The 23,960-nt window shown below is 49.3% G+C and carries 17 protein-coding genes; 7 read left to right on the forward strand and 10 right to left on the reverse strand.

Going from position 1 to position 23,960, the window contains the following annotated elements; all coding sequences use genetic code 11:
• The first annotated feature begins 304 nt into the window (after window positions 1–304).
• From ACKPVM_RS06520 to ACKPVM_RS06530, 3 genes are all read left to right on the forward strand, one after another.
• Window positions 305–1,416 (forward strand): IS3 family transposase gene (locus ACKPVM_RS06520; RefSeq protein WP_409307936.1). Its coding sequence is split into 2 segments (ribosomal slippage): window positions 305–566 and window positions 566–1,416, totalling 1,113 coding nucleotides; the frame shifts between segments, so codons are not numbered across the junction.
• Between the two features lie 682 nt (window positions 1,417–2,098).
• Window positions 2,099–3,634, forward strand: coding sequence for a methyl-accepting chemotaxis protein (locus tag ACKPVM_RS06525; RefSeq protein ID WP_409307937.1), 1,536 nt, complete (start codon window positions 2,099–2,101; stop codon window positions 3,632–3,634).
• A 131-nt stretch (window positions 3,635–3,765) separates the two neighbouring features.
• Complete coding sequence (locus ACKPVM_RS06530) at window positions 3,766–4,119, forward strand: FlxA-like family protein (RefSeq protein WP_409307938.1); 354 nt, start codon at window positions 3,766–3,768, stop codon at window positions 4,117–4,119.
• Window positions 4,120–4,300: 181 nt separating this feature from the next.
• Here ACKPVM_RS06530 and ACKPVM_RS06535 read toward each other — a convergent pair whose 3' ends face one another.
• From ACKPVM_RS06535 to ACKPVM_RS06555, 5 genes are all read right to left on the reverse strand, one after another.
• On the reverse strand, window positions 4,301–4,531 hold the full coding sequence (locus ACKPVM_RS06535; protein WP_409307939.1) for a DUF3820 family protein: 231 nt from the start codon (window positions 4,529–4,531) through the stop codon (window positions 4,301–4,303).
• Window positions 4,532–4,535: 4 nt separating this feature from the next.
• Window positions 4,536–6,590 (reverse strand): NAD-dependent DNA ligase LigA, encoded by a 2,055-nt coding sequence (ligA, locus tag ACKPVM_RS06540; RefSeq protein ID WP_409307941.1) that lies wholly within the window; start codon window positions 6,588–6,590, stop codon window positions 4,536–4,538.
• A gap of 161 nt (window positions 6,591–6,751) precedes the next feature.
• Window positions 6,752–8,185 carry a bifunctional D-glycero-beta-D-manno-heptose-7-phosphate kinase/D-glycero-beta-D-manno-heptose 1-phosphate adenylyltransferase HldE gene (gene hldE / locus ACKPVM_RS06545; RefSeq protein WP_409307943.1) on the reverse strand — a complete coding sequence of 478 codons (1,434 nt, stop codon included), beginning with the start codon at window positions 8,183–8,185 and terminating at the stop codon, window positions 6,752–6,754.
• 49 nt (window positions 8,186–8,234) lie between these two features.
• Window positions 8,235–11,081 (reverse strand): bifunctional [glutamate--ammonia ligase]-adenylyl-L-tyrosine phosphorylase/[glutamate--ammonia-ligase] adenylyltransferase, encoded by a 2,847-nt coding sequence (glnE, locus tag ACKPVM_RS06550; protein WP_409308236.1) that lies wholly within the window; start codon window positions 11,079–11,081, stop codon window positions 8,235–8,237.
• 61 nt (window positions 11,082–11,142) lie between these two features.
• On the reverse strand, window positions 11,143–12,477 hold the full coding sequence (locus ACKPVM_RS06555) for a CYTH domain-containing protein (RefSeq protein ID WP_409307945.1): 1,335 nt from the start codon (window positions 12,475–12,477) through the stop codon (window positions 11,143–11,145).
• A gap of 271 nt (window positions 12,478–12,748) precedes the next feature.
• On the opposite strand from ACKPVM_RS06555, the gene ACKPVM_RS06560 reads away from it, so the two are divergent.
• Both ACKPVM_RS06560 and ACKPVM_RS06565 read left to right on the forward strand, forming a co-directional pair.
• Complete coding sequence (locus ACKPVM_RS06560; protein ID WP_409307946.1) at window positions 12,749–13,369, forward strand: TIGR04211 family SH3 domain-containing protein; 621 nt, start codon at window positions 12,749–12,751, stop codon at window positions 13,367–13,369.
• A gap of 56 nt (window positions 13,370–13,425) precedes the next feature.
• Complete coding sequence (locus ACKPVM_RS06565) at window positions 13,426–14,673, forward strand: multifunctional CCA addition/repair protein (protein WP_409307948.1); 1,248 nt, start codon at window positions 13,426–13,428, stop codon at window positions 14,671–14,673.
• Window positions 14,674–14,723: 50 nt separating this feature from the next.
• On the opposite strand, the gene bacA is transcribed toward ACKPVM_RS06565, so the two are convergent.
• Window positions 14,724–15,542, reverse strand: coding sequence for an undecaprenyl-diphosphate phosphatase (gene bacA / locus ACKPVM_RS06570; RefSeq protein WP_409307950.1), 819 nt, complete (start codon window positions 15,540–15,542; stop codon window positions 14,724–14,726).
• Between the two features lie 226 nt (window positions 15,543–15,768).
• The gene (gene folB / locus ACKPVM_RS06575; RefSeq protein ID WP_409307952.1) at window positions 15,769–16,122 is read right to left on the reverse strand and encodes a bifunctional dihydroneopterin aldolase/7,8-dihydroneopterin epimerase; all 354 of its coding nucleotides are present in this window, start codon (window positions 16,120–16,122) and stop codon (window positions 15,769–15,771) included.
• 137 nt (window positions 16,123–16,259) lie between these two features.
• On the opposite strand from folB, the gene plsY reads away from it, so the two are divergent.
• Window positions 16,260–16,889 carry a glycerol-3-phosphate 1-O-acyltransferase PlsY gene (gene plsY, locus ACKPVM_RS06580; protein ID WP_409307954.1) on the forward strand — a complete coding sequence of 210 codons (630 nt, stop codon included), beginning with the start codon at window positions 16,260–16,262 and terminating at the stop codon, window positions 16,887–16,889.
• A 227-nt stretch (window positions 16,890–17,116) separates the two neighbouring features.
• Window positions 17,117–17,647, forward strand: coding sequence for an inorganic diphosphatase (gene ppa, locus ACKPVM_RS06585; RefSeq protein WP_409307955.1), 531 nt, complete (start codon window positions 17,117–17,119; stop codon window positions 17,645–17,647).
• A 138-nt stretch (window positions 17,648–17,785) separates the two neighbouring features.
• Here the strand turns inward: ppa and ACKPVM_RS06590 are convergent, their stop codons facing one another.
• Genes ACKPVM_RS06590 through tamA form a run of 3 tightly spaced genes read right to left on the reverse strand, consistent with a single transcriptional unit; the run spans window position 17,786 to window position 23,867 of the window.
• On the reverse strand, window positions 17,786–18,133 hold the full coding sequence (locus tag ACKPVM_RS06590) for a gamma-glutamylcyclotransferase family protein (RefSeq protein WP_409307957.1): 348 nt from the start codon (window positions 18,131–18,133) through the stop codon (window positions 17,786–17,788).
• Window positions 18,134–18,135: 2 nt separating this feature from the next.
• A complete protein-coding gene (gene tamB, locus ACKPVM_RS06595; protein WP_498044271.1) occupies window positions 18,136–22,140 on the reverse strand; it encodes an autotransporter assembly complex protein TamB in 4,005 nt (1,334 codons plus the stop codon).
• Window positions 22,137–23,867, reverse strand: a complete 1,731-nt coding sequence (gene tamA / locus ACKPVM_RS06600) for an autotransporter assembly complex protein TamA (protein WP_409308239.1) — start codon at window positions 23,865–23,867, stop codon at window positions 22,137–22,139. Before tamA ends, tamB begins: the two co-directional genes overlap by 4 nt.
• Between the last annotated feature and the right edge of the window lie 93 nt (window positions 23,868–23,960).

Here is a 23,960-nt window from a genome sequence, read left to right on the forward strand (position 1 = left end):
AATCACCGACCTTGCCAGATGACATCTGGCAAGGTCGGCACTCCGCCGAGATATGTCGAATCCATCAAAAAATGAATAAGCCGATGGAATAGAAGTGCCAAGAAATGTCTTTTCACAACGTATCCCCCAATAATTCACGTTTCAGGACAATACAAACCTTACCGTTCTCAGTAACGTAAAGTGTTAATGCTTTGAGGCAAGAATCATTCACTTCCCTGTCATTCTGTAAGCATCCCTGCAAAACGAACCATTCACTTTTAGAGATCTTCCGACATACTGATTATGTCCCGTTGAGGAGATCGCTATGCGCAAAGCCCGATTTACCGAGCACCAGATCATCGCCGTTTTGAAGTCCGTTGAAGCCGGACGTACCGTCAAAGACGTCTGCCGAGAAGCGGGAATATCCGAGGCTTCGTACTACAACTGGAAAGCGAAGTTCGGCGGTATGGAAGCCTCTGATATCAAAAAGATGAAAGATCTCGAAGACGAAAACCGACGACTGAAACAGATGTTTGCCGATCTGAGTTTGGAGTGCCGCGCACTCAAAGATGTTATTGAAAAAAAGCTTTAAAACCAGCGATAAAGCGTGAGCTCGTCAGTTACCTGACCGCGCAGTTTACGATGAGCATACGCCAGGCATGCAGGACGTTATCGCTGAGCAGGACGGTGTATTTTTATCAGCCGGAAACCTGTCGTGATGAACCGGTGATCCAGGCTCTGTCGGAGGTGGCCGAACGCTATCCCCGTTACGGCTTCAAGAAGCTGTTTCAGGTGCTGCGCAGGCAAGGCAATGCCTGGAATCATAAACGTGTTCACAGGATTTACTGTCTGCTTAAACTGAATTTTCGCCGCAAGGGAAAGCAACGTCTGCCGGTGCGCAATCCGACTCCGTTGTCGACGCCGGAAGCACTTAACCAGAGCTGGTCGATGGATTTTATGCATGATGCGCTGGTCTGCGGCAGACGCTTTCGGACCTTCAATGTAGTGGATGATTTTAACCGCGAGGCTCTCGCAATAGAAATCGATCTGAATATCCCGGCGCAGCGGGTGGTCAGAGTACTGGACAGGATCGTGGCAAACCGTGGTTATCCGCTGAAACTGCGGATGGACAATGGCCCAGAGTTAATCTCGCTGACTCTGGCGCAGTGGGCTGAAGAGCATGGCGTTATGCTGGAATTTATTAAACCGGGAAAACCCACGCAGAATGCCTTCATCGAACGTTTTAACCGAACGTACCGGACAGAAATCCTGGATTTTTACCTGTTCAGAACACTGAATGAAGCGAGGGAAATCACAGAGCGCTGGCTGATGGAATACAACAGCGAGCGGCCTCATGAATCCCTGAATAACCTGACGCCGGAAGAATACCGGCTGATGGTCGAGAAACCGGAAATCTCAAAAAGTGTGTGGAACTAAAAGCGGTCTACTTACAATTCCACAACAAAAATAAACCATTCAAACTATAGTGTTATTAAGCCCGAGCAATTCACAACATTATTCAACTTTTTGATCTGATATCGAATTAATTAATACCATCGAAAAAAAAAGGATAAACACACACCAATAATTCGTTAAAAATAACATTCAATAATAAAATTAATAACAACATTTAACAAAATATCTTAATTACCTTTGCCCGGTTTGAAGACCGTTATAGAGTAAAAAATTATTTATTTATCGCTGTTCATTTTAATAACCATTGTTACTAATTATTTATAATAAAATGTATTAATTGACAGTATAATTATCCCGTCATAGATTTACGCATGCTGGCTCTCGTATGAGAGTATTTAATGACATTTTTGTTACAAACAATAACGTTATTTATCATATGGGTATCCAATAATCGCGAATGGATAACTCACAAAAAACCAGCATATCAATTTGAATATATCGCGAAATAATTAAGATCGAAGAACAAGCGCTCATGTGCTGAAAAATAAAAAACAGTGTCTTACCAGATAGTTAGACTGGGGTAGACAACGCACATGTCCCTTGAAGTATGACGGATATAGATTAACGAAGAACGCATCCTTACGGACAATAACCCAAAAATGCGCATTCATTTAAACAGCAATTAGGTACACCGGGGCTTCCAATGAGGTTGAATACACCTGTTACGCAGCAGGAGTATCTGCTGGACATGGACACAACACTAATGTCCACAACAGATACTCAAAGTCATATTACCTATGCAAATTCTGCATTTATCAGAGTAAGCGGATTCTCTGAAGATCAACTAATTAGCCAACCACATAACGTCGTTCGTCATCCTGATATGCCCATGGAAGCGTTTGCTGACATGTGGTTTACCTTAAAACAGGGTGATAGCTGGACCGGATTAGTGAAAAACAGACGCAACAACGGTGACCATTATTGGGTTCGCGCCAACGTCACGCCGGTTTATCATCAAGACCGACTAACTGGCTATATTTCCGTTCGCAATACCCCTGCCGCGGATGAAATCAAATTCGCTGAATCGCTGTATGCAGCCGTACAGAAAAAGCAGATTAAAAATCGTAAATTTTACAAGGGGCTAGTTGTCAGAACGGGTCTATTCGCACCACTGTCTCTCTTTCAAAAGCTTTCTGTCCGTTGGCGACTACGCCTAGCTATTTTGAGCGCAGGTATTTTCCCTGCATTACTGGCACTCATGGGCGTTAGCCCACTGTGGCTGACCGCACTCGCGCTTATCCTCGTCGTGCTGCTCGACACGTTCTTACAAAAACAAATCGCTAACCCACTGGGCATGATTTTAAAACAGGCGCAACACGTCGTTTCTGGCCGGAAAGTGAAACACATGCACTTGAACCGGGTTGATGAAATTGGCTTGTTGCTACGCGCAATCAATCAATTTGGACTGAATTTGCATTCTTTGGTCGATGATGTCAGTACTCAGGTTCAGGGCATAACGGATGTCAGCCACAAATTGGCAGAAAACAATGTCGCACTGAACACCCGAACCGAAGAAACATCCGCTAATTTACAACAAACGGCGGCCGCCATTGAACAGATAACCGTAGCGGTACAGCAGAGTTCGGAAACAACGACGCAAGCAACTCGAATGGCTGAACTAGCGAGTGATACGGCATTAAAAGGCGGGGAAATCATGAAGGAAACCATTGGAATGATGGATTCTATCTCCAATGCCAGCAATAAAATTGTCGATATTATCAGCGTCATCGACAGTATTGCGTTTCAGACCAATATCCTCGCGCTGAACGCTGCCGTAGAGGCAGCCCGCGCGGGCGTACAAGGGCGGGGATTTGCCGTGGTCGCAGCAGAAGTCCGTAACCTTGCACAACACTCAGCTTCCGCAGCAAAAGAGATCAAAACCCTGATTGATGCCAACGTGGAAAGCGTTAATTCTGGCAGCGTAATGGTGGAAAATGCAGGCAAACATATTCACGAGATGGTGAATGACGTTTTGCAGGTTTCAACCATGCTTAAGGAAATCAGTACCGCGACCCGCGAACAAACATCGGCGCTGGGATTGATCAATACATCTATTGCCCAAATAGAAGAAATGACGCAGCGTAATACCGATATGGTGACACACTCCACCGAAGCAGCAGAAGGGCTAAACCGTCAGGCGACGCGGTTGAACAGCGCCATTAACGTTTATGGTAATTAGAAAAAACATTTAGTTACATTTAGTGTAATAAAACTGTGATGATCATTCTCATTTCCTACAATATTTAGCTGATGAAGATGGTTAAATTGTCGATAGTAGTTATACCTATGGACATCTTTTCTGGAGGGAATATGTCAAATACCATTAGCAGCGTGAGCATATCGACATCAGCCAGTAATAACAGCAATAGCGAACAACAAATTGCACAGTTAAATAAACAAATCCAAACCCTGACAAAACAGGTGACTAAGCTAACAAAGTCGGCAGCTGAAGCAAAAACAGATGAAGAACGTCAGCAAATTGAACAACAGCAACAAATGATTCAGGCGCAAATTCAAGCTTTACAAGCTCAAATTGCTCGGTTGCAAAGCGAAGCCTCAAAAAGTGAACTCACATCAAGCTCAACTGACGCGGCGATTCAGCTAACTAAACCGGAAGGTGTTAACCTTCCTGATGAAAAAAGCCAGATTAATATCTACGTTTAGTCTCGCTTCCACCATAAGAAGTTGTATATACCCAAAATAATTCAAGTTGCGTGAAGGCGGCAACCGCACGAATCCCCAGGAGCTTACTCAGGTAAGTGACTGGGGTGAGTAAGGGCAGCCAACGCACAAGCAGCTTGAAGTATGACGGGTATAGGCATCGTTAAACGATGCCTTACTTCATTCAAGAACTGCTTGTTCCTGTTCGCTTCAGCGGTTTAACTAAACCTTGCAAACCTTCTATTTTTATCGCCAGCGTCAATTGCATCAGTTCACCTAAACGCCCTTGTGGAAACTCGCCTTTGCGGGCAAACCATAAGAGATATTCTTCTGGCAGATCGATCAGTGCACGACCCTGATATTTGCCAAAAGGCATCTGCATATTGGCAATCTCAAGCAGATCCTCTTTTTCCATTCGTTTATACCCCAAGCAGGCGAATCATTTCTGCTTCATCAATAACCTGGATCCCCAGTTCCTGCGCCTTAGTCAATTTAGATCCAGCCGCCTCACCCGCGATCACCATATCCGTTTTCTTTGATACGCTACCACTCACCCTAGCACCTAATGCCGTTAGGCGATCTTTGGCTTCATCACGCGATAAAATACTCAATGACCCCGTTAACACCAGCGTTTTCCCCGCAAACGGGCTATCAATTTCTTCAGCTTTAACCATAACAGGTGCAGGCCAGTGAACATTGATATCATCGGGATCGATTAACTCGTGGATCACTTTTTGGTTATGATCTTCATTGAGGAAATGGCGCACATGCGCTGCAACAACCTTCCCCACATCAGGTACCTCAAGTAACGCATCTTCATCAGCAGCGAATAGCGCATCAAGAGAACCAAAATGTGCTGCCAGATTAGCGGCCGTCGCTTCACCCACATCACGGATGCCCAGTGCATACAGGAACCTTGCCAGCGTGGTGCTTTTTGCTTTTTGTAACGCATTCACCAAATTCTGCGCTGACTTTGGCCCCATACGATCAAGCCCGGTCAGGATACCGGCGGTTAGGCGGAACAGATCGGCTGGCGTTTCAACATATTGTTTCTCCACCAGTTGATCGATGATTTTATCGCCCATACCGTCAACATCCAGCGCCCGACGGGAAACAAAATGCTTCAACGCCTCTTTACGTTGTGCGCCACAGATCAATCCTCCGGTACACCGCGTAACCGCTTCGCCTTCTACACGCTCAACATCAGATCCGCACACGGGGCAAGCAAGAGGGAAAACGATAGGTCGAGTATCTTGAGGACGTTCAGATTCGACCACACCAACGATCTGAGGGATCACGTCACCCGCACGACGCACAATCACGCGATCGCCAATCTGTAAACTCAGGCGCTCAATTTCGTCCGCGTTATGTAATGTCGCATTACTTACAATCACACCAGCAACGGCGACAGGCTCCAGACGTGCGACTGGCGTAATCGCACCGGTCCGACCAACCTGAAACTCCACATCGCGCACCCAGGTCAACTGTTCCTGGGCCGGAAACTTGAAAGCCACAGCCCAGCGCGGCGCTCGTGCAACAAACCCTAATCGCTCTTGTAAATCCAGCGAATCAACTTTGACAACCACGCCGTCAATATCAAACCCTAAAGAACTACGGGTTTGTTCGATCTGCCGATAAAAATCAAGTACCTCGGAGGAACCCGTGCATCGCTTAATTTTGTCACTAACTGGCAGCCCCCACATTTTGAATTGATTCAGGCGCTCCCAATGGCTTGCTGGCAGTTCACCACCTTCCAGTAAACCGACGCCATAACAAAAAAACGTCAGAGGGCGTTTAGCCGTTATACGAGGATCGAGCTGCCGCAGCGATCCAGCCGCCGCGTTACGCGGGTTGGCGAACACTTTACCGCCGGTGCGTCGCGCTTCCTCGTTCAGTTTTTCAAAACCACGGTGCTTCATGAACACTTCACCGCGCACTTCAACACGACGAGGAATATTATCGCCCTCAAGACGTAAGGGAATCGCCCCTACAGTACGGATATTACTGGTGATATTTTCACCGGTTGTACCATCGCCACGTGTCGCCGCCTGCACCAAAACACCGTCTTCATACAACAAGCTAACGGCCAAACCATCCAGCTTTAATTCACAGCAAAATGTCAGGTCATCAGCGTTTTTCAACCTGTCGCCAATTCGCTTGCTGAACGCCAGATAGCTCTCTTCATCAAACACATTATCCAGCGACAGCATGGGGACTTCATGGCGAACCTGTTCAAATGCCGACAATGGTGCTGCGCCAACACGTTGTGTAGGAGAGTCACTGGTCACCAGTTCAGGGTTCATCGCTTCCAGTGCTTTCAGCTCCTGCATGAGTTTGTCGTATTCAACATCGGGTATTTCTGGTGCGTCCTCAACGTGATATTTGTACTCATGGTGGCGTAATACTCGACGCAACTCCGCTACCCGCAGTGCGACCGCATTCACTTCGGCTGGTTCTTTCTTCACTGGTTTCATACCTGTTTTATCTGACGTGCTGCCATCTCGGCGTCATGATTTTCATGAGTACCGACCGGGTAATACGCTACAACGATCGGTATTCATTCACTTACGGCTCAGACCAACTTGAATATTGGCTGACGATCTATTCAAACCGGCTCTCCAATCAGCCTAGTAGACTATTTAGACTGGCTGGCTTTAATCGTATTGATAATATTGGTCGTAGAACAACCATCTTCAAAGTTTAGCACTTTGACCTCCCCACCATTCGCCCACACTTCTTCACTACCTGCAATTTGGTGCGGTTGGTAATCCCCACCTTTCACCAGGACATCAGGCAAGATCTCTGCAATCAGGCGTTGCGGCGTATCCTCTTCAAAAGGAACAACCCAGTCTACCGATTCCAGTGCACCCAGCACGATCATCCGCTGCGGCAATGGGTTCACAGGGCGGGTAGGCCCTTTCAGACGCTGTGTGGAAGCATCACTGTTTACTGCGACAATTAATCGATCGCCAAGTTTACGGGCATTGGCCAAATAAGAAACGTGTCCGGCATGAAGAATGTCAAAACAACCATTTGTCATGACGACCTTTTCGCCACGCTGACGCGCCAGTTCAACAGCATCCTTTAGTTGCTGCTCACTCATTACGCCAAACCCGGTTTCAGCACGACCCCGAATCGCATTTTCCAGTTCAATCTGCGTGACGGTTGATGTTCCCAACTTACCGACAACGACACCAGCGGCAGCGTTAGCCAGGAAACAGGCTTCCTCTAGCGTGTTACCCGCCGCCAATGAGGCCGCAAGTACACCAATCACCGTATCCCCCGCCCCCGTCACGTCATACACTTCCTGTGCCTGAGTGGGTAAATGCAGCGGGTCTTTACCCGGTTGTAATAACGTCATACCTTGCTCTGAGCGGGTAATCAGCAGCGCAGATAGTTCATAGTCGGCGACTAACACCATTCCACGAGCAACCAATTCATCGTCATTTTTACAACGACCCGCAACGGCTTCAAATTCGGATAAATTAGGCGTCAGCAAGGTTGCACCACGGTAACGTGAAAAATCCGTGCCTTTAGGATCGATTAACACAGGTACGCCCGCAGCCTTTGCGGTTTGAATCATTGTTTGAACATGAGCCAATGCCCCTTTCGCGTAGTCGGACAAGACCAATGCACCGATATGAGGTAGCGACTGTTGGATACGTTCGATCATGGGTTGTGGATCGACGCCATCAAACCCTTCTTCAAAATCCAGACGAATAAGCTGTTGATTACGAGACAACACGCGCAGTTTAGTAATCGTTGGATGCGTCGGCACGGACACAAAATCACACTTCACGTTAACTTCGTTGAGCTTCGCGCTTAGCGCTCGCGCCGCATCATCAATTCCCGTCAAGCCAACCAAACGGGAGCCAGCTCCCAGCGATGCAATATTCATCGCCACATTTGCTGCGCCACCGGGACGTTCCTCAATGGTGTCAACCTTGACGACAGGCACCGGGGCTTCAGGGGAAATGCGGCTGGTTGGCCCATACCAATAACGATCCAACATCACATCACCGACCACTAATACTCCCGCCTGGCGGAAGTCAGGTAGCGTAACTTTCATCCCATACTCCAAACTTATTTCGCATATTGCGCGTGATAATATCACAGCCTCAGCCTAACCATTTATTCCAGCTTTGTTGCACCTGCTGTCGTTCAGCAACGAATCGATCCTGACTGACACGACCGGATAGTTCCTGCAATGCCAAATGATGCAATTCATTCCGTAACGTGACATACGCCTGCGTTAGGGCATTCGCCTCACGTTCTTCCATCACACCATACTGCGCCATCAATTCAAGAATACGAACATTATCAGACCAACGAGTAAGGCGTGGCTCGTGTGCCGCGTAACGCAACACCAGATATTGCGCGATAAACTCGATATCCGTAATGCCACCCGCATCCGTTTTCAAATCGAATAACGTACTGTCTTTATTTGCCAGATGCTGACGCATTTTTTCGCGCATATCGCGGACTTCCTTGCGCAACATCTCTGCGTCGCGCTCCCGGCAAAGGATGGCTCGTCGGATAGACTCAAATTGCTTTTGTACACCTGATTCACCATAAACCATACGTGCCCGTACCAAAGCCTGATGTTCCCAAGTCCAGGCTTCATTGCGCTGGTATTCATCGAATGCGTCAATGGTGCTCACTAACATACCTGCCGCCCCCGAAGGCCGCAGACGCGCATCAACCTCATACAAAATACCGGACGATGTTCTCGTACTGAACAGATGCATAACACGCTGGGCAAGGCGTAGATAGAATTGACGACCATCAATACTACGTTCCCCCTCCGTCATGACATCAGGTGGACAATCAAGCAAAAAAACCAAATCAAGATCTGAGCTGTAACCCAACTCCCAACCGCCTAGTTTTCCATAGGCAATAACGACAAAACCACGGCCTTCACGCTGTTGCAAATGTGACGGCTGACCATAACGCGCCACCATTTGCCCCCATGCCTGTTGCACAACGGCAGCAATAATCGCTTCAGCTAAATAGGTTAAGTGATCGCTTACTTTCATTACCGGAAGCACGCCGGCAATATCTCCCGCAGCAATTCTCAGTTGTTGCGCCTGTTTGAACTGGCGCACCGCTTCCAACTGTTGCTCTTCATCTTCTTCAGGAACACGCATCAGATATTGACGCAACTCATCAGAGTACGCCTCTAACGCAACCGGCTGATATAATGTTGCAGAATCAAGCAGTTCATCCAATAACAGCGGGTAATGCGCTAACTGACTGGCCACCATGGGCGAGGCCGCGCACAACCGAATCAGTTGAGCCAGTGCCGCGCGAGATTCAAGTAATAATTCCAGATAGGTTGTACGCGTCACAATCCCCAGTAAAAGCGGGGTTAAACGTAACAGGATGGTATCGGCATCCTGCTGGATACACACTTCTGCCAGCAGGTTCGGCATCAACTGGTCCAGAACATCCCGACCACGCGGCCCAATCGTCCGTTTCGCGACATCCTGCCGAAACCCGATAATGGCGCGTAGTAATTTCTCACGTACTCCCTCCGTTAGATGAGGAGTCAACGGCGCCAAATCAGTATCGTCCAGCGTATCCTGCCACAAGCTGCTATAACTGGCGTGTTCAGGGATATCATTACCGTCTGGCGCATCATCGCCGATTAAATCATCGAAGACATCGCGCACCGACTGCATGTGCCGCGCTAATATGCTTTGCAGCGCGGTCCAATCACTACACCCCATTCCCCACGCCAATCGATGCTGGTTAAGCTCATCGGCAGGTAAGGTTTGCGTTTGCTCATCAGCAATCGCTTGCAACAAATTTTCCAGACGACGTAAAAACAGATAAGACTCGCTGAGTGCAATCACCTGATCTGGCGTTAACAGACCCAACGTTCCGACATGTTGGAGCGTTGGCAGCAAAGCACGCTGTTGCAGGCCAGGTTCACGGCCACCGCGAATCAGTTGGAAAACCTGAGTGATAAATTCAATTTCGCGGATTCCGCCCGCGCCCAGTTTGATATTGTTGCGTAAATCCCGACGACGCACTTCACGAGCAATCATACTTTTCATGTTGCGCAATGATTGGATAACACTGAAGTCAATGTAACGCCGGAAAACAAAAGGCTTCAGCGTGTTACGTAGTTCCTGACTATAGGCATCATCCCTGCTCCCCAGCAGTCGAGCCTTAACCATCGCATAGCGTTCCCAATCACGCCCCTGCTCCTGATAATAATCTTCCATTGCGGCGAAACTGAGGACCAAAGGACCGCTGTCTCCAAAGGGACGCAAACGCATATCGACACGATAGACAAAGCCATCGACAGTTGGCTGATCCAGAACCTTGATTAACCGTTGTCCCAATCGGGTAAAGAACTGGGCATTATCCAATTCACGCCGACCACCTTGTGTCTGACCATTCTCCGGGTAAGCAAAAATCAAATCGATATCGGAAGAGAAATTCAATTCCCCTCCTCCTAATTTTCCCATGCCCAGCACGAGCAAAGGCTGAGCGTCCCCTTGAGCATTACAAGGTGTTCCCCATTCGCGGCAACATGCCTGATACAACCAGTCCCTAGCAAAGATAATTAATGTCTCGGCCAACTCACTCAGTTGCTTAAGCGTTTGTTCAGTCGTACTGGTACCTAATGTCTGTGACCAAGCAACCCGGACCAGAATCCGTCGGCGAAACTGGCGCAACACGCGCATCAGCGCCGCTTCATCACTCACATCAGCTAACGCAGTGCTCAACCAGTCAGGATAGTGCCGCCATTCTTCCGGCTGTGGTGGTTGCTGATGGAGTATTTCCCACCATTCTGGATACATGGCCAACGCATCGCTGACGAAATCGCTTAATGCCAACACCGCGAGATCGGACTCGGTAACCGGCTCTACATGGGGAAGCGAATGCGGTAAACGCAACAACATCTGTTGAGCCTGTTCCGCCAATAATGCGGGCAACGATGGCGAAGGAAGTATCGGCATGGTGATTCCCTTGGTGCGTCACCCACTATCGTTGGCGGATGACGGCGATTAACGGTTAATTTCCGGCACTATTCAACCAGAATGGCGACTGATCCAACGCATGTTTACGACAGGTTTCCAGATAAGTCGAGGGAGAATGCCCAATAGTAAACTGTTCGATAGCATGAATGAGGGCTCGCCAGCGTTCAATGTACGTTTCCACCTGTTCTACCGGATAAGCGCCAGATAACAAATAGAAAGCAAAAATGTTACGACGCAACCGCGGCAATTGCTGTTCATATTGCATTTCACTCAGCGAATTATTGAATGTACTTCGCAGATCGGCCGCACTTCGGCTCAGCATAATATCGGCAAAACGTTTGTAGGAACCCTGCAACCGGATGCGATCTTTGTTATCCATATAGTCGCGCCAGCCTGCTTTAATCAACCACGATGTGAGTACTAGCTTACTTTTCAGATACTCTACGCTGTAGCACACCGTTTCAGCATCATCGGTCCCTTCAATTTTTGCCTCCAAACTGCTCAGCGCCGCCCGGAACAACGTCGTGACCTTACGGGGAACCAGCCCTCCGACCAATACCAACATCTCCCGAATCAATGCACTCGCCTGAGGTAAGGCTTGGCGCGCTGACGTATTCCCCCTTACCCACAATTCTTCATGATATTGCCAATGCGCCAATGCATATTCCAGCGCAGCCCCCACCGCTCTATCGATATTGGTTTTCGGTTCTACCGCAAGGACAGTGACAGGACGGCACTCGCGTATCGGGTTCCCTTTCGCGAGATGATATCCCCGTGCCGCTTTGCTGAGACTTCCTTGCCGCAACCCGCCAAAATCAGCAATTTCTTGAGCTAACTCAAGCAAATGTGACGTTTGCCCAACTTTGAGCTCCATCTCAAGCTCACAAAGCGGTTCACTCAATTCACCAGTCCGAATTTCTCCACGGTCGAGAGCAATCTCAATAATGCTCTGGTAGTAAGTGATCACCCACTTTTCTCGTGAAAAATCGGTGCTAAATAGCGGCACCAATGATTGCTGTAGGGCAACAAGATCACAATGTTCTGGCCAGATATCCGCAGGTAATAAGCTAAGATCCAGCTCAGCTTTTTCTAGCTCAATGTTATATTCCGGATGCTGATGTAACCCGCCAACCACTTTGCCTGCCGTTTTAGCTGTCATTTCGTAGCATTCATTCTCGCCACGAATGCGCAGACCAATGCCATGCTGACGCAAATAATTATCGGCTGTTTCATAGTAGGTGTTCGTCAACCGACGCGCCCGGAAGTATTCGCTCTGACTATATTCCCGCTGCCAATCAGCAAGCTGTTCGCGCAACGCATCCACATAGTCAGGGCGCACAATAAATTTCAGTTCTATTTCTTCACTCATCACATTCATTCGCCTGCTTAACACCAATCACGCCAGTAAATAACATTTTACGTCGGCTTGCCACTGCTCCTTTTTTACCTGCGAACAAACGCGCATTTCTTACCCGCATTCAGAGCGCTATTTCCTGCTGAATGACCGGAAAAATACGGTTCTGGGACGAGCCGTCCGTCTGCCCTTCCAAGAGTAAGATAGTTCTCATTTCGGTTTAATCATTGCCTCGTCAGACTTAAGCCTCTACTATCAGCCCACAATCTCGCAACATGATGATCTTATGCAGAAATTACGCCTCGTTTGCTTTACCTTGATGACCTTCACGTTGAGTTTGACGGCTCATGCTGAAGAAAAACGCTATGTTTCCGATGAGTTACTGACCTATATCCACAGCGGTCCAGGTAACCAATATCGTATTGTCGGTACGCTGAACGCGGGCGATCAGGTTACCGTGCTCAGTGTCAACGAAGGGGCTGGCTATGCGCAAATCCGCGATGATAAGAATCGTACCAGTTGGATCCCGCTCGCTCAGCTAAGCGAGATGCCAAGCCTGCGTACTCGTGTTCCCGAATTGGAAAAGCAGGTCAATGAGCTGACGGACAAACTGAAAAACATCGACCAGACATGGAATCAGCGTACTGCGGATATGCAGCAAAAAGTTGCCGCCAGCGACGCGATTATAGATGGACTGCGTAACGAAAATCAGGAGCTAAAAAACCAGCTCATTGTTGCACAAAAGAAAGTCAGTGCCGCCAATGTGCAACTTGATGACAAACAACGAACGATCATTTTGCAATGGTTTATGTACGGTGGAGGCGTCGCTGGCGTCGGATTGTTATTGGGTCTCCTTCTCCCGCACATTATTCCGCGGAGAAAAAAGAACGATCGTTGGATGGGGTAACGTGTCAAAAATGCTAGTATGACATGCCTATCATTATCTCTCTCAGGAGCCCGTCATTGAATATTTATCTTGTCGGCGGTGCTGTTCGGGACAGCCTGCTTAATTTACCTGTCACCGATAAAGATTGGGTGGTCGTTGGCGCGACCCCCGAACAACTCCTGTCACAGGGTTATCAGCAGGTAGGAAAGGATTTTCCTGTTTTTTTACACCCAGTCAGTCGTGACGAATATGCGCTAGCGCGTACGGAGAGAAAATCGGGCAAAGGTTATACCGGATTCTCCTGTTATGCTGCGCCAGATGTCACGCTGGAACAGGATTTGCTTCGCCGGGATTTGACCATTAATGCCATGGCGCAAACTGAACAGGGCAGATTAGTTGATCCCTATCGTGGCCGCCATGATCTGGAGAATCGCCTGCTTCGTCATGTCTCTGATGCTTTTAGTGAAGATCCACTAAGGGTGTTACGCGTTGCCCGTTTCGCCGCTCGTTTTGCCTATTTAGGTTTTCAGATCGCGGAAGAAACGTTAGCACTGATGCAAAAGATGGTTCGTGAGGGGGAATTGACCTATCTCACCCCCGAGCGTGTCTGGAAAGAGACAGAAAAAGCACTTGGTACCCGCTCACCGCAGGTTTATTTTCAGGTGCTACGCGACTGTGGTGCGCTTGCCGTATTATTTCCAGAGATTGATAAACTCTACGGTGTCCCTGCCCCCGCTAAATGGCACCCGGAAATTGATACCGGTATTCATACGTTGATGACACTCGCGATTGCCGCTCAACTCAGCCCGGATATTGATGTTCGTTTTGCCACACTCTGTCACGATCTCGGCAAAGGGCTGACCCCGCCAGAATTATGGCCGCGACACCATGGTCATGGGCCCGCGGGCGTGAAACTGGTTGAGTCACTATGTCAGCGCCTGTGTGTTCCTAATCACATACGCGATTTAGCAAAACTGGTTGCAGAATATCATGACCTGATACATACCGTGCAGATATTACAACCTAAAACGTTATTGAAGCTGTTTGATACCGTTGATGTCTGGCGCAAGCCGCAACGACTGGAGCAATTGGCTATCACCAGTGAGGCGGATGCCAGAGGCCGTGCTGGTTTTGAGGAAAGCCCTTACCCTCAGGGCGATTATCTGCGCGAAGCATTCCGCGTGGCGAGCCGTATTACCAGCGCAGAGGTTGTCGCTGACGGTTATCAGGGTATTGAAATCCGAAACGAGTTATCCCGTCGCAGGACGATAGCACTGGAACAATGGAAACATCAGCAACAGGACGACACTTCCTCAGCGTTATAATCAATAAAAGGCCACAACAACCCGAAATGTGGCCTTTCATTTAATAGGACCTACATAAACACCATAAACACGACGCCCGCCACAATAAAACGATAAATCGCAAACGGAACAAAAGAGATGCGCTTGATGATCTGCAAGAACGTTTTAATCGCAATCAACGCAACAATAAACGCCGTCACAAAACCTACCGCAAACATGGGCAGATCAGCTAACGACAGGAAATGCCAGCTTTTATAAAGATCCAGTACGGTTGCGCCCATCATCATAGGAACAGCCAGAATAAAAGAGAATTCCGATGCGGCATAACGACTGACGCCCATCAACATCCCACCGGAAATCGTCGCGCCAGAACGGGAAAAACCTGGCCATAACGCCAAACACTGGAAACAGCCAATCATAAAGGCCTGACGATGGGTAATATCGTCTAATCCAACCGCACGAGGTTGTTTTGGCTTTAGCCATTCCGCGGCCAATAGCAGAAAACCGCCGATAACTAACGAATACATCACATTCTGCGGCGTAAACAATGATTTGATAACACTGTGAAAAATCAGGCCAAGTACGACTGCTGGGATCATTGCCAACAAGATATGCGTGAGTTTTAAACGGCCTGTGGTTTGTCCTTCATGCGGCACCTCACCAAAGTGGATACCAATAAGCCCAAACAAACGACGCCAGAACATGACAACAACGGCAAGAATAGACCCCAGTTGAATGATGACTTCGAACGTTTTAGCTTTTTCATCAACAAAGCCTAGCCAATGTCCCACAATGATCATGTGTCCTGTCGAAGAAACCGGCAGAAACTCGGTCAACCCTTCAACCACCCCAAGAATAAACGCGATGAACAACGAATGCAGGTCTGTCATCTAAAATCCTTTGTCGCTTGTCAGAAACAGTAAAAAATAAACGCCAACTCCGTCATGTCCGCAAAGGTCGGAAGTTCCACTGGCAAGATAGCCCGTCATAAAAAAGCGGCTACGCTACCCAGCGAGCCGCTTTTGTCGTTTGAAACATGGCGGATACAGACGTTATAGATCGTTCAGATTACCGTTTAGTTTCACGTAAGTCAGTATTAATGAAGTCAAATCGGATTTATCGCGTACCGCGTTCGATCACCACGCCAACTTGTCTTGCCTGTGCGACCGCGCCCGGTTTACTGACTTTTATGCGCAGCCAAGGGATCGAGAAACGCTGCATCAGCATCTGAGCCACTTCTTCTGCTACCCGTTCCACCAACGCAAAACGCTGCCCGGCGACATGCTCAATTACCGCGTGACTGACATCCGCATAGCTCAGACAGTCGTTCACATCATCACTGGCCGCAGCACGGCGATTGTCCCATCCCATTTCGATATCGAACACCAGTTTCTGTTCAATGGTCTGCTCCCAATCATAAACACCAATGGTGGTAATGACGGTAAGTTCCTCAATAAATACGATATCCATCACGCCGTTCTCTGTTTTTGTCGTTGTCGGATACCACTTCCGACGGAATATGCGTATTATCCACAGATGCGAAGAGTAAAACGACCCCTATTACATGACTCTCGATTAAACAGCTTTCTATTAAACGGGAATGCGTTATGAGTGCAACCGCGCTTGGTATGATTCTAATCGCGTATCTGTGTGGCTCGATTTCCAGTGCGATTCTGGTATGTCGAATTGCAGGGCTTCCGGATCCGCGCGAACACGGTTCAGGCAATCCAGGGGCTACCAATGTCCTGCGTGTCGGTGGTAAGGCTGCCGCTGCTACGGTATTGGTTTTCGATGTATTGAAAGGTATGTTGCCTGTCTGGGCAGCTTACGCGCTGGGTGTACCGCCACTCTATCTTGGTTTGACCGCTATCGCCGCCTGTCTGGGCCACATTTATCCTGTCTTTTTTCGCTTTCGTGGTGGGAAAGGTGTGGCAACCGCCTTCGGCGCTATTGCCCCCATCGGCTGGGATCTGACGGGCCTCATGACTGGCACCTGGCTGCTGACGGTTCTGCTCAGCGGTTATTCCTCTCTCGGTGCCATTATCAGCGCACTCATCGCCCCTTTCTACGTGTGGTGGTTTAAACCTCAATTCACATTTCCGGTAGCGATGCTGTCCTGCTTGATTCTCATGCGCCACCACGACAATATTCAACGTCTGTGGCGTGGTCAGGAAGGAAAAATCTGGAATAAGCTCGGCAAAAAAAAGGCATCCGATACGGAGAAAGATAACTCCTAGAAACGACTGGATAAGTTTCCTCCTACATCCATTGTGCACAGCATCCATTGTACACGGCGTACAGCCGAAGCAATACCGCCGGTTGCCTTCACTCACGGCTCGACACGGCGGGTAAATAAGCCGTTTCCCCATCCCGTTAAGCCGACTAAAAATCGGCGACATTAGACGCGTTTTGGCTATAATGAGCGCCACGCCATTTCATGTTGAAAAGAGAAAAGGAAACTGACATGAGTCTGAACAATGTCCCGGCAGGTAAAGACCTTCCGGAAGATATTTATGTTGTGATTGAAATCCCCGCTAACGCTGATCCAATCAAATACGAAATTGATAAAGACACCGGCGCACTATTTGTGGACCGTTTCATGTCTACCGCCATGTTCTACCCATGCAACTATGGGTACATCAATCACACGCTGTCTCTGGATGGCGATCCGGTTGATGTTCTGGTTCCTACCCCGTATCCGCTGCAACCGGGCTCCGTTATTCGCTGCCGTCCCGTTGGCGTACTGAAAATGACCGACGAAGCGGGCGAAGATGCTAAGCTGGTTGCTGTCCCACACAGCAAACTGACCAAAGAATACGATCACATCAAAGATGTTAACGACCTGCCTGAATTACTGCGTGCACAGATCGGCCACTTCTTTGAGCACTACAAAGATCTGGAAAAAGGCAAGTGGGTTAAAGTTGAAGGCTGGGACAACGTAGAAGCTGCAAAAGCAGAAATCGTTGCGTCTTTCGAACGTGCTAAAAACAAGTAAGCACGACGAAAAACGATAAAAACACCAAACCCAATCCGTCATTCCTGCGAAAGCAGGAATCTTTCTGATATCAATGTGTTATCTAATGGAAAGATCCCCGCCTGCGCGGGGATGACGGAAAGGTACGAGATTGACGAGTCAAACTTCTTCATCACGTTTCAACCAGTCTCCACTGGCGATACGCGGCAATCCAGCGACGGAATGCTTATAAAGATAGATCCATGCACTGCCCAACGGGGTAGCAATCAGCTCTCGCTGATATTCGTGACCATCCCGTTTTAACGCATCCAATTCCGTCAGGATTGACGAACTAATACGATAGACTTCACAACGTATCTCCCCATGACCCGCGACCACCGCCGGATAATGGCCGAGATCGTACAGCTCGTACCCGACAAGCTGACAATCCCCCAACCATTGAGCGTTGGTCATCCAATGACTATTTCCCTGATTACGCCGTAAACTGCCGTAGACAATAATTCGCATCGCTAAAACTCAAACTGATAGAGCACATCTAATGCCTGATTGATCCCAGACACCGCTTCCAAGTATAGCTTTGGCATTAAACGGTAACGTAACGTTAACGTTGCCAAAGAATCAAATATGCCTACACCATATTTAACTTGCAGGCCAGGAAGGACGTAACCGCTGACCACAACCTGAGAATTGTCGCCAACACCCTGTGTATCCAGAGCTAAATTGCTTACGCCAAAGGCCTCGCCGATTTTACCCACAACTTGACCACTTTGTGCAACCCCTAAACCCACCAAAGCAGATGTCATGGCTGAACTGTCGGCACCACCGCTGTCTAATCCTTGTCCTCGCAGCAGATAGGACAAGGCTTCCTGCTGCGACATGGCGGGATCGGAAAAAATTTCAAGTTTCGGCGTACTGGCCATTCCCGTGACCCGCACACCAGCCGTTACGTTATTTTCAGTGCTATCAGGGTTACGGATGGCTTCAATATTCAGAATAGGTTGATCCGGCGGACCAGAGAACAATATCTGCCCCTTGCGCACGATCAAGTCTTGCCCATAAGCCTTGAAACGTCCTGAAGGAATATCTATCTGACCGTTCAAGCCTAATCCACGCGCGTCCTGAACCATTTTCAGGTCGCCTTGCAAACGAGCAACCAGACCAAAGGCATCCAACCGCACATCATTACCAACACGAATAACCAGATTGCTGTTAATGGGAATAGATGCAGACGCTTTCTCCAATGGCTGACGTTGAGCATCCAGTAGCACTTCATCCGAAGAGACATCCACCGCACTTTCCGGCATATCCTTGACCACAATGCGTGCCCAGGGAATGCCCACCGAGCCATTCAATGCGAACAGTTGAGGGGTCGCCTCAAAAACGATGTCCGGCGAAACATCAAGACGTGCCGTCGGCGGAACGGTAACGCGTATCCGCTGACCTTTCGCTGCAATGCGAGCACGCCAAGCATCAGGTTGCGACCAATCCGCGTTGCCACCCAAGTTCAATTGACCATTGTCTGTTTTCAGGAACCCTTGCAACGTAGAAGACATCCCGTTGAAGCTCAGAGCCAATCGTCCCGTCGTGAGATCTATCGGCATCCAACTCCCATCGACATCCAATCTTTCCAATGCCATCTGACCAAAAACCTGAGGTCGTTCTGCATTTCCCGCCAGACGCAGGTTCGCATTCAGTGTGCCTTCCGCCTTTTCACCCTTGCGCAGGATCGGCTTAAGCATCGTTAGAGAAAGAGAATTAATGGCGACATTTCCACCAAGATTACGCCGCCCCTGCGGATCGGTAACGTAAATATCGCCACTGAACCGCCCGTTATCCCGGATCGCCATCACCCAACCAAGCTGTGCGCGACCCCGATCGAGACCAGCATTCAATGTGAAAGTGTCAAATGTCACCGGCAGCGCATTTCCCTGCACCTGCTGCTTAACATTCACATTATTTCCTACCAGCGTGATTTTCGCTTGCGGCAACCCCTGGTCAGCCTGCCAACTGAACTCTGCGCCACCGCTAACTGTGCCCTCCAGCGCGGTATCCGCACCGAGAAACGGCTTAACCATCGCTAAATCAAAACGATTCAGACGGATACTGGCCTGACCGCTCGGTCCAGCTTCAATGGTTTTCGGCACGCAAAGTTCGGCATTAGGATTGCGCCAGCAGTGCGTACCAATACTGATTTTCTGCTGCGCATTCTGATAATCCAACGCCATATTCTGAGTTAAACGCCATTCTCCCACCGGGGTATCAAACCGAATATTGCTCAGTGAACCACGCCAGCGCTGTGCCTGACGGTCAAAACTACCGGACAGTGCCAGTTGACCGGAAACGGGCTCCCCCTCCAGATTCAGCTGTAGTTGATGCTGTTTTTCATTGCCGTCAGCATTCAACGTTAGCAAACCAATACTCAGACCATCCTGACGCAGTTGCTCCAATCTTACCGCCAGCTTTCCGGCAATTTGCGCTATCGACGATGAGGACTCAGAACGGATGTTGCCATCAACCTTTATCTGACCGATCGTCATCGTCTGCCACCTCAACCCCGATGCCGTGAGATCGGCCAGAATCTGTGGCTCGTTCAGTTTGCCGCGCAACTTGAGATTGCCAAGCACTCGCCCGGCAAGCCCCGGCAATATACCGTTCAACCCAGGCGCATTGATATCCGCATCCAGTTGCCACTTATCGCTCAAATCACCTTTTACGTTCAGTTGGTTACGACCAAGGGCCAGATTGATCCCCGGAATGTTCCACTGACCGGCAGCGTTACCACGCAATTCCCCTCTGGCCGTCAGCTTGTTTTCCTTTACATTGCCATCCAAACGCAACTCGGGAACCTGTAGCTGCCAGCTTCCGCCATAAATACTGCCTCGTATGGCAATTTTACCGTCCACTTTTGCTGGCCATTCCGGCCATTGCTTTGCCGTATTGATGCCATTTATCAGCAATTCACTACGCCAGCTAATCGCTTGACTCCAATCCACCACCGCACTGAGATCGGCGTTGCCCTGTAACGCAGCGATACGCAACCGGGACAGGTTAAATTGTTCTACATTGCCTTTGCCATCCAACAGCAACGTAGCCAGAGGCAAATCCGCCCCACGAACCTCACCGCGTAATGACAGCGCATAGTCCGTCATTTTGCCGTTAAATCGCAGACGGATGTCATTCGCCTGATATTGCGTCTCCCCGACTAGCGGCCAGCGAACCTGTGCCGTTTCCAGCGTCAGCGTCAGCGGTAACCCCGCTTCAGCTAATTCAGTCTGTAGCGTCAACTGTGCCCGCTGCGGCCCGGATAAATTCAACATCACATCAAGCTGCTCACGCAGCCCGCCGGTTACGGTCAACTTGAGTTTTTCGCCTTTCAGCGGAGCAACATTCAAGACGCCATTAGCCGATAATGATACTGGCCAATTCTCACTTAACGTGGCCTCTCCGCGCACATTAAGGCCACCCTGTGGCGATTGAACAATCAATCGATCCAGTTGCAAGTGCTGATTTTGCGTAGAAGCCTGAATGATCAGGTCAGAAATCAGAATATCCTGGTCGCCGGTCAGCCGCAGTTGTTCCCCGTGAATATCTGCAATGGTCAAATCCAGCGGTAGCGTAAACTGCGGCAAATCGGGCAGAAGAGGTTTAGAAAACAGTTCAGTTAAGCGCTCACCTAACGACTGCTCCTGTGTCGCAGTCGCCCCGTTGGTCGAGCGCTCGGTCTGTGTCGTCCTTGGCTGGGATGGTGCAACCGTTAGGGTTTTATCTATCTGAATCGTTTGGGAATTGCCATTTTCAACCGCGTCACGCACCGTCGCGGCGGTTTCCTTCACCACATCAGCAACATCAGAGGCCGTTATTTTACCGTCCTCTAACACATCTATCGGCGTTTTGGGTAATGCGACCAACAACGCACTCACTTTCGTCGGCAAGAGCGAAAGTGCACGCCCTTCCCACTGCATTCCTGTGCGGAACGACCCCAGCGAAATCGCCGTGTCATCCAACGTGACGTTAACATTATCCAACGTCAACGCGTTCAGTGAGATAGGGAATGGCGCTGATAATTCCGTCAGCGGTTCACTGGGCTCGACGGGTGTTTCTGTGGCCGGCAACGCAGCAGTATCCACCACCACATCGATATTTTTTGCAGATAAATCATTAATACAAAGCTGACTTTTTCGTAAACAACCGAGGGCAAGCGATAAGTGAAATTGCTCCGCCTTAACCGTTACGCCTGGCATCTGATAGCTCACGTCTTTGAGCGTCAAATCGCGCCAGCCGCCGCTGACACTCGCAATATCCAAACCCGGCACAAAACGTGACGCGCCATTTAACAGCAGGTGTAGCCCTGGCGTGGTTCCTACCAACAAGACCAATGCAAGCATGATGAACAACAGGAAAGCGCTTATGCCAATGCCCACTTTCTTTAGCCACGAACCGCGCCGTCTTGCCACAGGTGGAGTCACTGCATCGTCTGGCGTTGAGGTCTGATTCCCTTTCGTCTCTTCTGTCATAGCTCAGGCCCTAACGCGATATAAAACTGAATGCCATTTTTCTCAGGATCGCCAACGGGCGTGGCAATATCGAACTTAACCGGGCCAATTGGGGAAGCCCAACGCACGCCAACCCCGGCCCCGGTCTTAAAATTATCTTGCTTGATATCATTCACGGCTTCACCGGAATCGACGAACACCGCGCCCCACCATTTCCCTGTGACGTTGTATTGATATTCCAGTGAGCCCGTCGCCAATTTGGATGCCCCGGTCAGTTTGCCTTCACTGTCACGCGGCGAAATCGATTTATACTTGTAGCCGCGAATACTTCTATCGCCACCGGCAAAGAAACGTAACGAAGGGGGTACGCGGGAAAAGCTATTCGTCTCAATCCATCCCAGATTACCGCGAGCGACAAAACGGTGTTTGTCCGCTAGCGTTCTAATCCAAACGTTTTGTGCCTGGAAAACCGCAAAATCAATATCCGATCCCCACGCCGTATCAGAAACATCAATAGAATAACGCTGGGAATCGCCCCAGTTCGGCATCAACCCGCCACGCTGACGAGTCCGGTTAATGCTCACGCCGGGATAAATCAACATCGTAGTATCGGTCACACTCCCCTGCGTAAAGTGATCGAGACTCCAGCGCAAATTGATCGCCCGCTGCCACCCGCTGGAAAGATCCCAGTAGCGGGCCACATTCAGCGTGGTCGAATCAGACTGTGTATCGTTGAGATCTTCCCGTTTAAACCCACCTTGTAACAGGTAATATTGCTCCAGCGGATTCTTAAGCAGCGGAATTTTATAACTCAGATCGAGCGACTGCTCTGGCGCCGACACGCTCAGACTCGTTTCAAGACTGTGTCCACGTGAGTTAAGCCAGGGTTTATTCCAGGTTGATTTAAAACGCGGCCCCACGTCCGTCGCATACCCAACCCCGGTTTCTACCTGATTACGGGTTCTTGGTGTCACGACCGCTTCCAGCGGTAAAACTTTAGTTGTTTTCGATTTTGAAAAATCAGGCGATACCACGACAGAATTAAACCAACCGGTCGCGGATAGACGGCGATTTAATTCCCCCAAATCTTCGCTGGAATACGCGTCTCCTTCATGAAAGGGCACCAGATTTTGCAAATAGTCATCACGAATTTGAGCGCCCTGAAACAGGACGCGTCCGAAGCGATAGCGCTCACCGCTATCAAAATCGATATCCCAAAACGCCTTTCTCTCCTCACGCAGGATCCCCAACTGGCTGAGCCGGAAATGCGCATCAAAATACCCTTTTCGCAAAGAAAGATTATTCAGCCCACTCTTAAAGCTGTCGTAGTCACCGTGGTTCAATACTGAACCGATTTTTGGAAGGTCGTCACGCAGCATCTGTTGATAATCGTTATCGTCACGCGCGCCACCGTTCAACGCTACGTTGACCTCAGCAATGGTTACCGGTTCACCGGGCGTCACGCTGGCAATCAGAACCGGTCGTCCCCCGTTTACCGCAGGTCTGAATTCGAAGGCAATTTGGGGATCGTAATAACCTAACGCTCGCAATCCCTGCCGAATAGCTTCATCAACCCTGGCACGGAAACGCCCGTCTGCATTGACTTCATCAGTAGCGATAGTGGATAAACGCGCCCGTACATTTTTTTGCAACTCGCCTTCCAAACCTGTTACCTGTAGGCGAACGTTAGCGGCATGAATCGCCGGGGCGAAAAGCAACACGCACGATAAACCGAATGCGTACAACAAGCGGAAAGTAAAATACCGTGGCACACGAAAGCCAGAAAGGCCGTGTTTTTGTCCTGTAAGAATGGTCACTGAACTCCCTGATACCTCAATCTG

Origin of the sequence: Pectobacterium hainanensis (assembly GCF_046237015.1) — a bacterium.
Classification (GTDB): Bacteria; Pseudomonadota; Gammaproteobacteria; order Enterobacterales; family Enterobacteriaceae; genus JBJYIN01.

Coding starts and splice junctions, on each gene's coding strand:
- ACKPVM_RS06525 (WP_409307937.1), top strand. CDS start 2,099: ATGAGGTTGAATACACCTGTTACGCAGCAGGAGTATCTGCTGGACATG.
- ACKPVM_RS06530 (WP_409307938.1), top strand. CDS start 3,766: ATGTCAAATACCATTAGCAGCGTGAGCATATCGACATCAGCCAGTAAT.
- ACKPVM_RS06535 (WP_409307939.1), bottom strand. CDS start 4,531: ATGGAAAAAGAGGATCTGCTTGAGATTGCCAATATGCAGATGCCTTTT.
- ligA (WP_409307941.1), bottom strand. CDS start 6,590: ATGAAACCAGTGAAGAAAGAACCAGCCGAAGTGAATGCGGTCGCACTG.
- hldE (WP_409307943.1), bottom strand. CDS start 8,185: ATGAAAGTTACGCTACCTGACTTCCGCCAGGCGGGAGTATTAGTGGTC.
- ACKPVM_RS06555 (WP_409307945.1), bottom strand. CDS start 12,477: ATGAGTGAAGAAATAGAACTGAAATTTATTGTGCGCCCTGACTATGTG.
- ACKPVM_RS06560 (WP_409307946.1), top strand. CDS start 12,749: ATGCAGAAATTACGCCTCGTTTGCTTTACCTTGATGACCTTCACGTTG.
- bacA (WP_409307950.1), bottom strand. CDS start 15,542: ATGACAGACCTGCATTCGTTGTTCATCGCGTTTATTCTTGGGGTGGTT.
- folB (WP_409307952.1), bottom strand. CDS start 16,122: ATGGATATCGTATTTATTGAGGAACTTACCGTCATTACCACCATTGGT.
- plsY (WP_409307954.1), top strand. CDS start 16,260: ATGAGTGCAACCGCGCTTGGTATGATTCTAATCGCGTATCTGTGTGGC.
- ppa (WP_409307955.1), top strand. CDS start 17,117: ATGAGTCTGAACAATGTCCCGGCAGGTAAAGACCTTCCGGAAGATATT.
- ACKPVM_RS06590 (WP_409307957.1), bottom strand. CDS start 18,133: ATGCGAATTATTGTCTACGGCAGTTTACGGCGTAATCAGGGAAATAGT.
- tamB (WP_498044271.1), bottom strand. CDS start 22,140: ATGACAGAAGAGACGAAAGGGAATCAGACCTCAACGCCAGACGATGCA.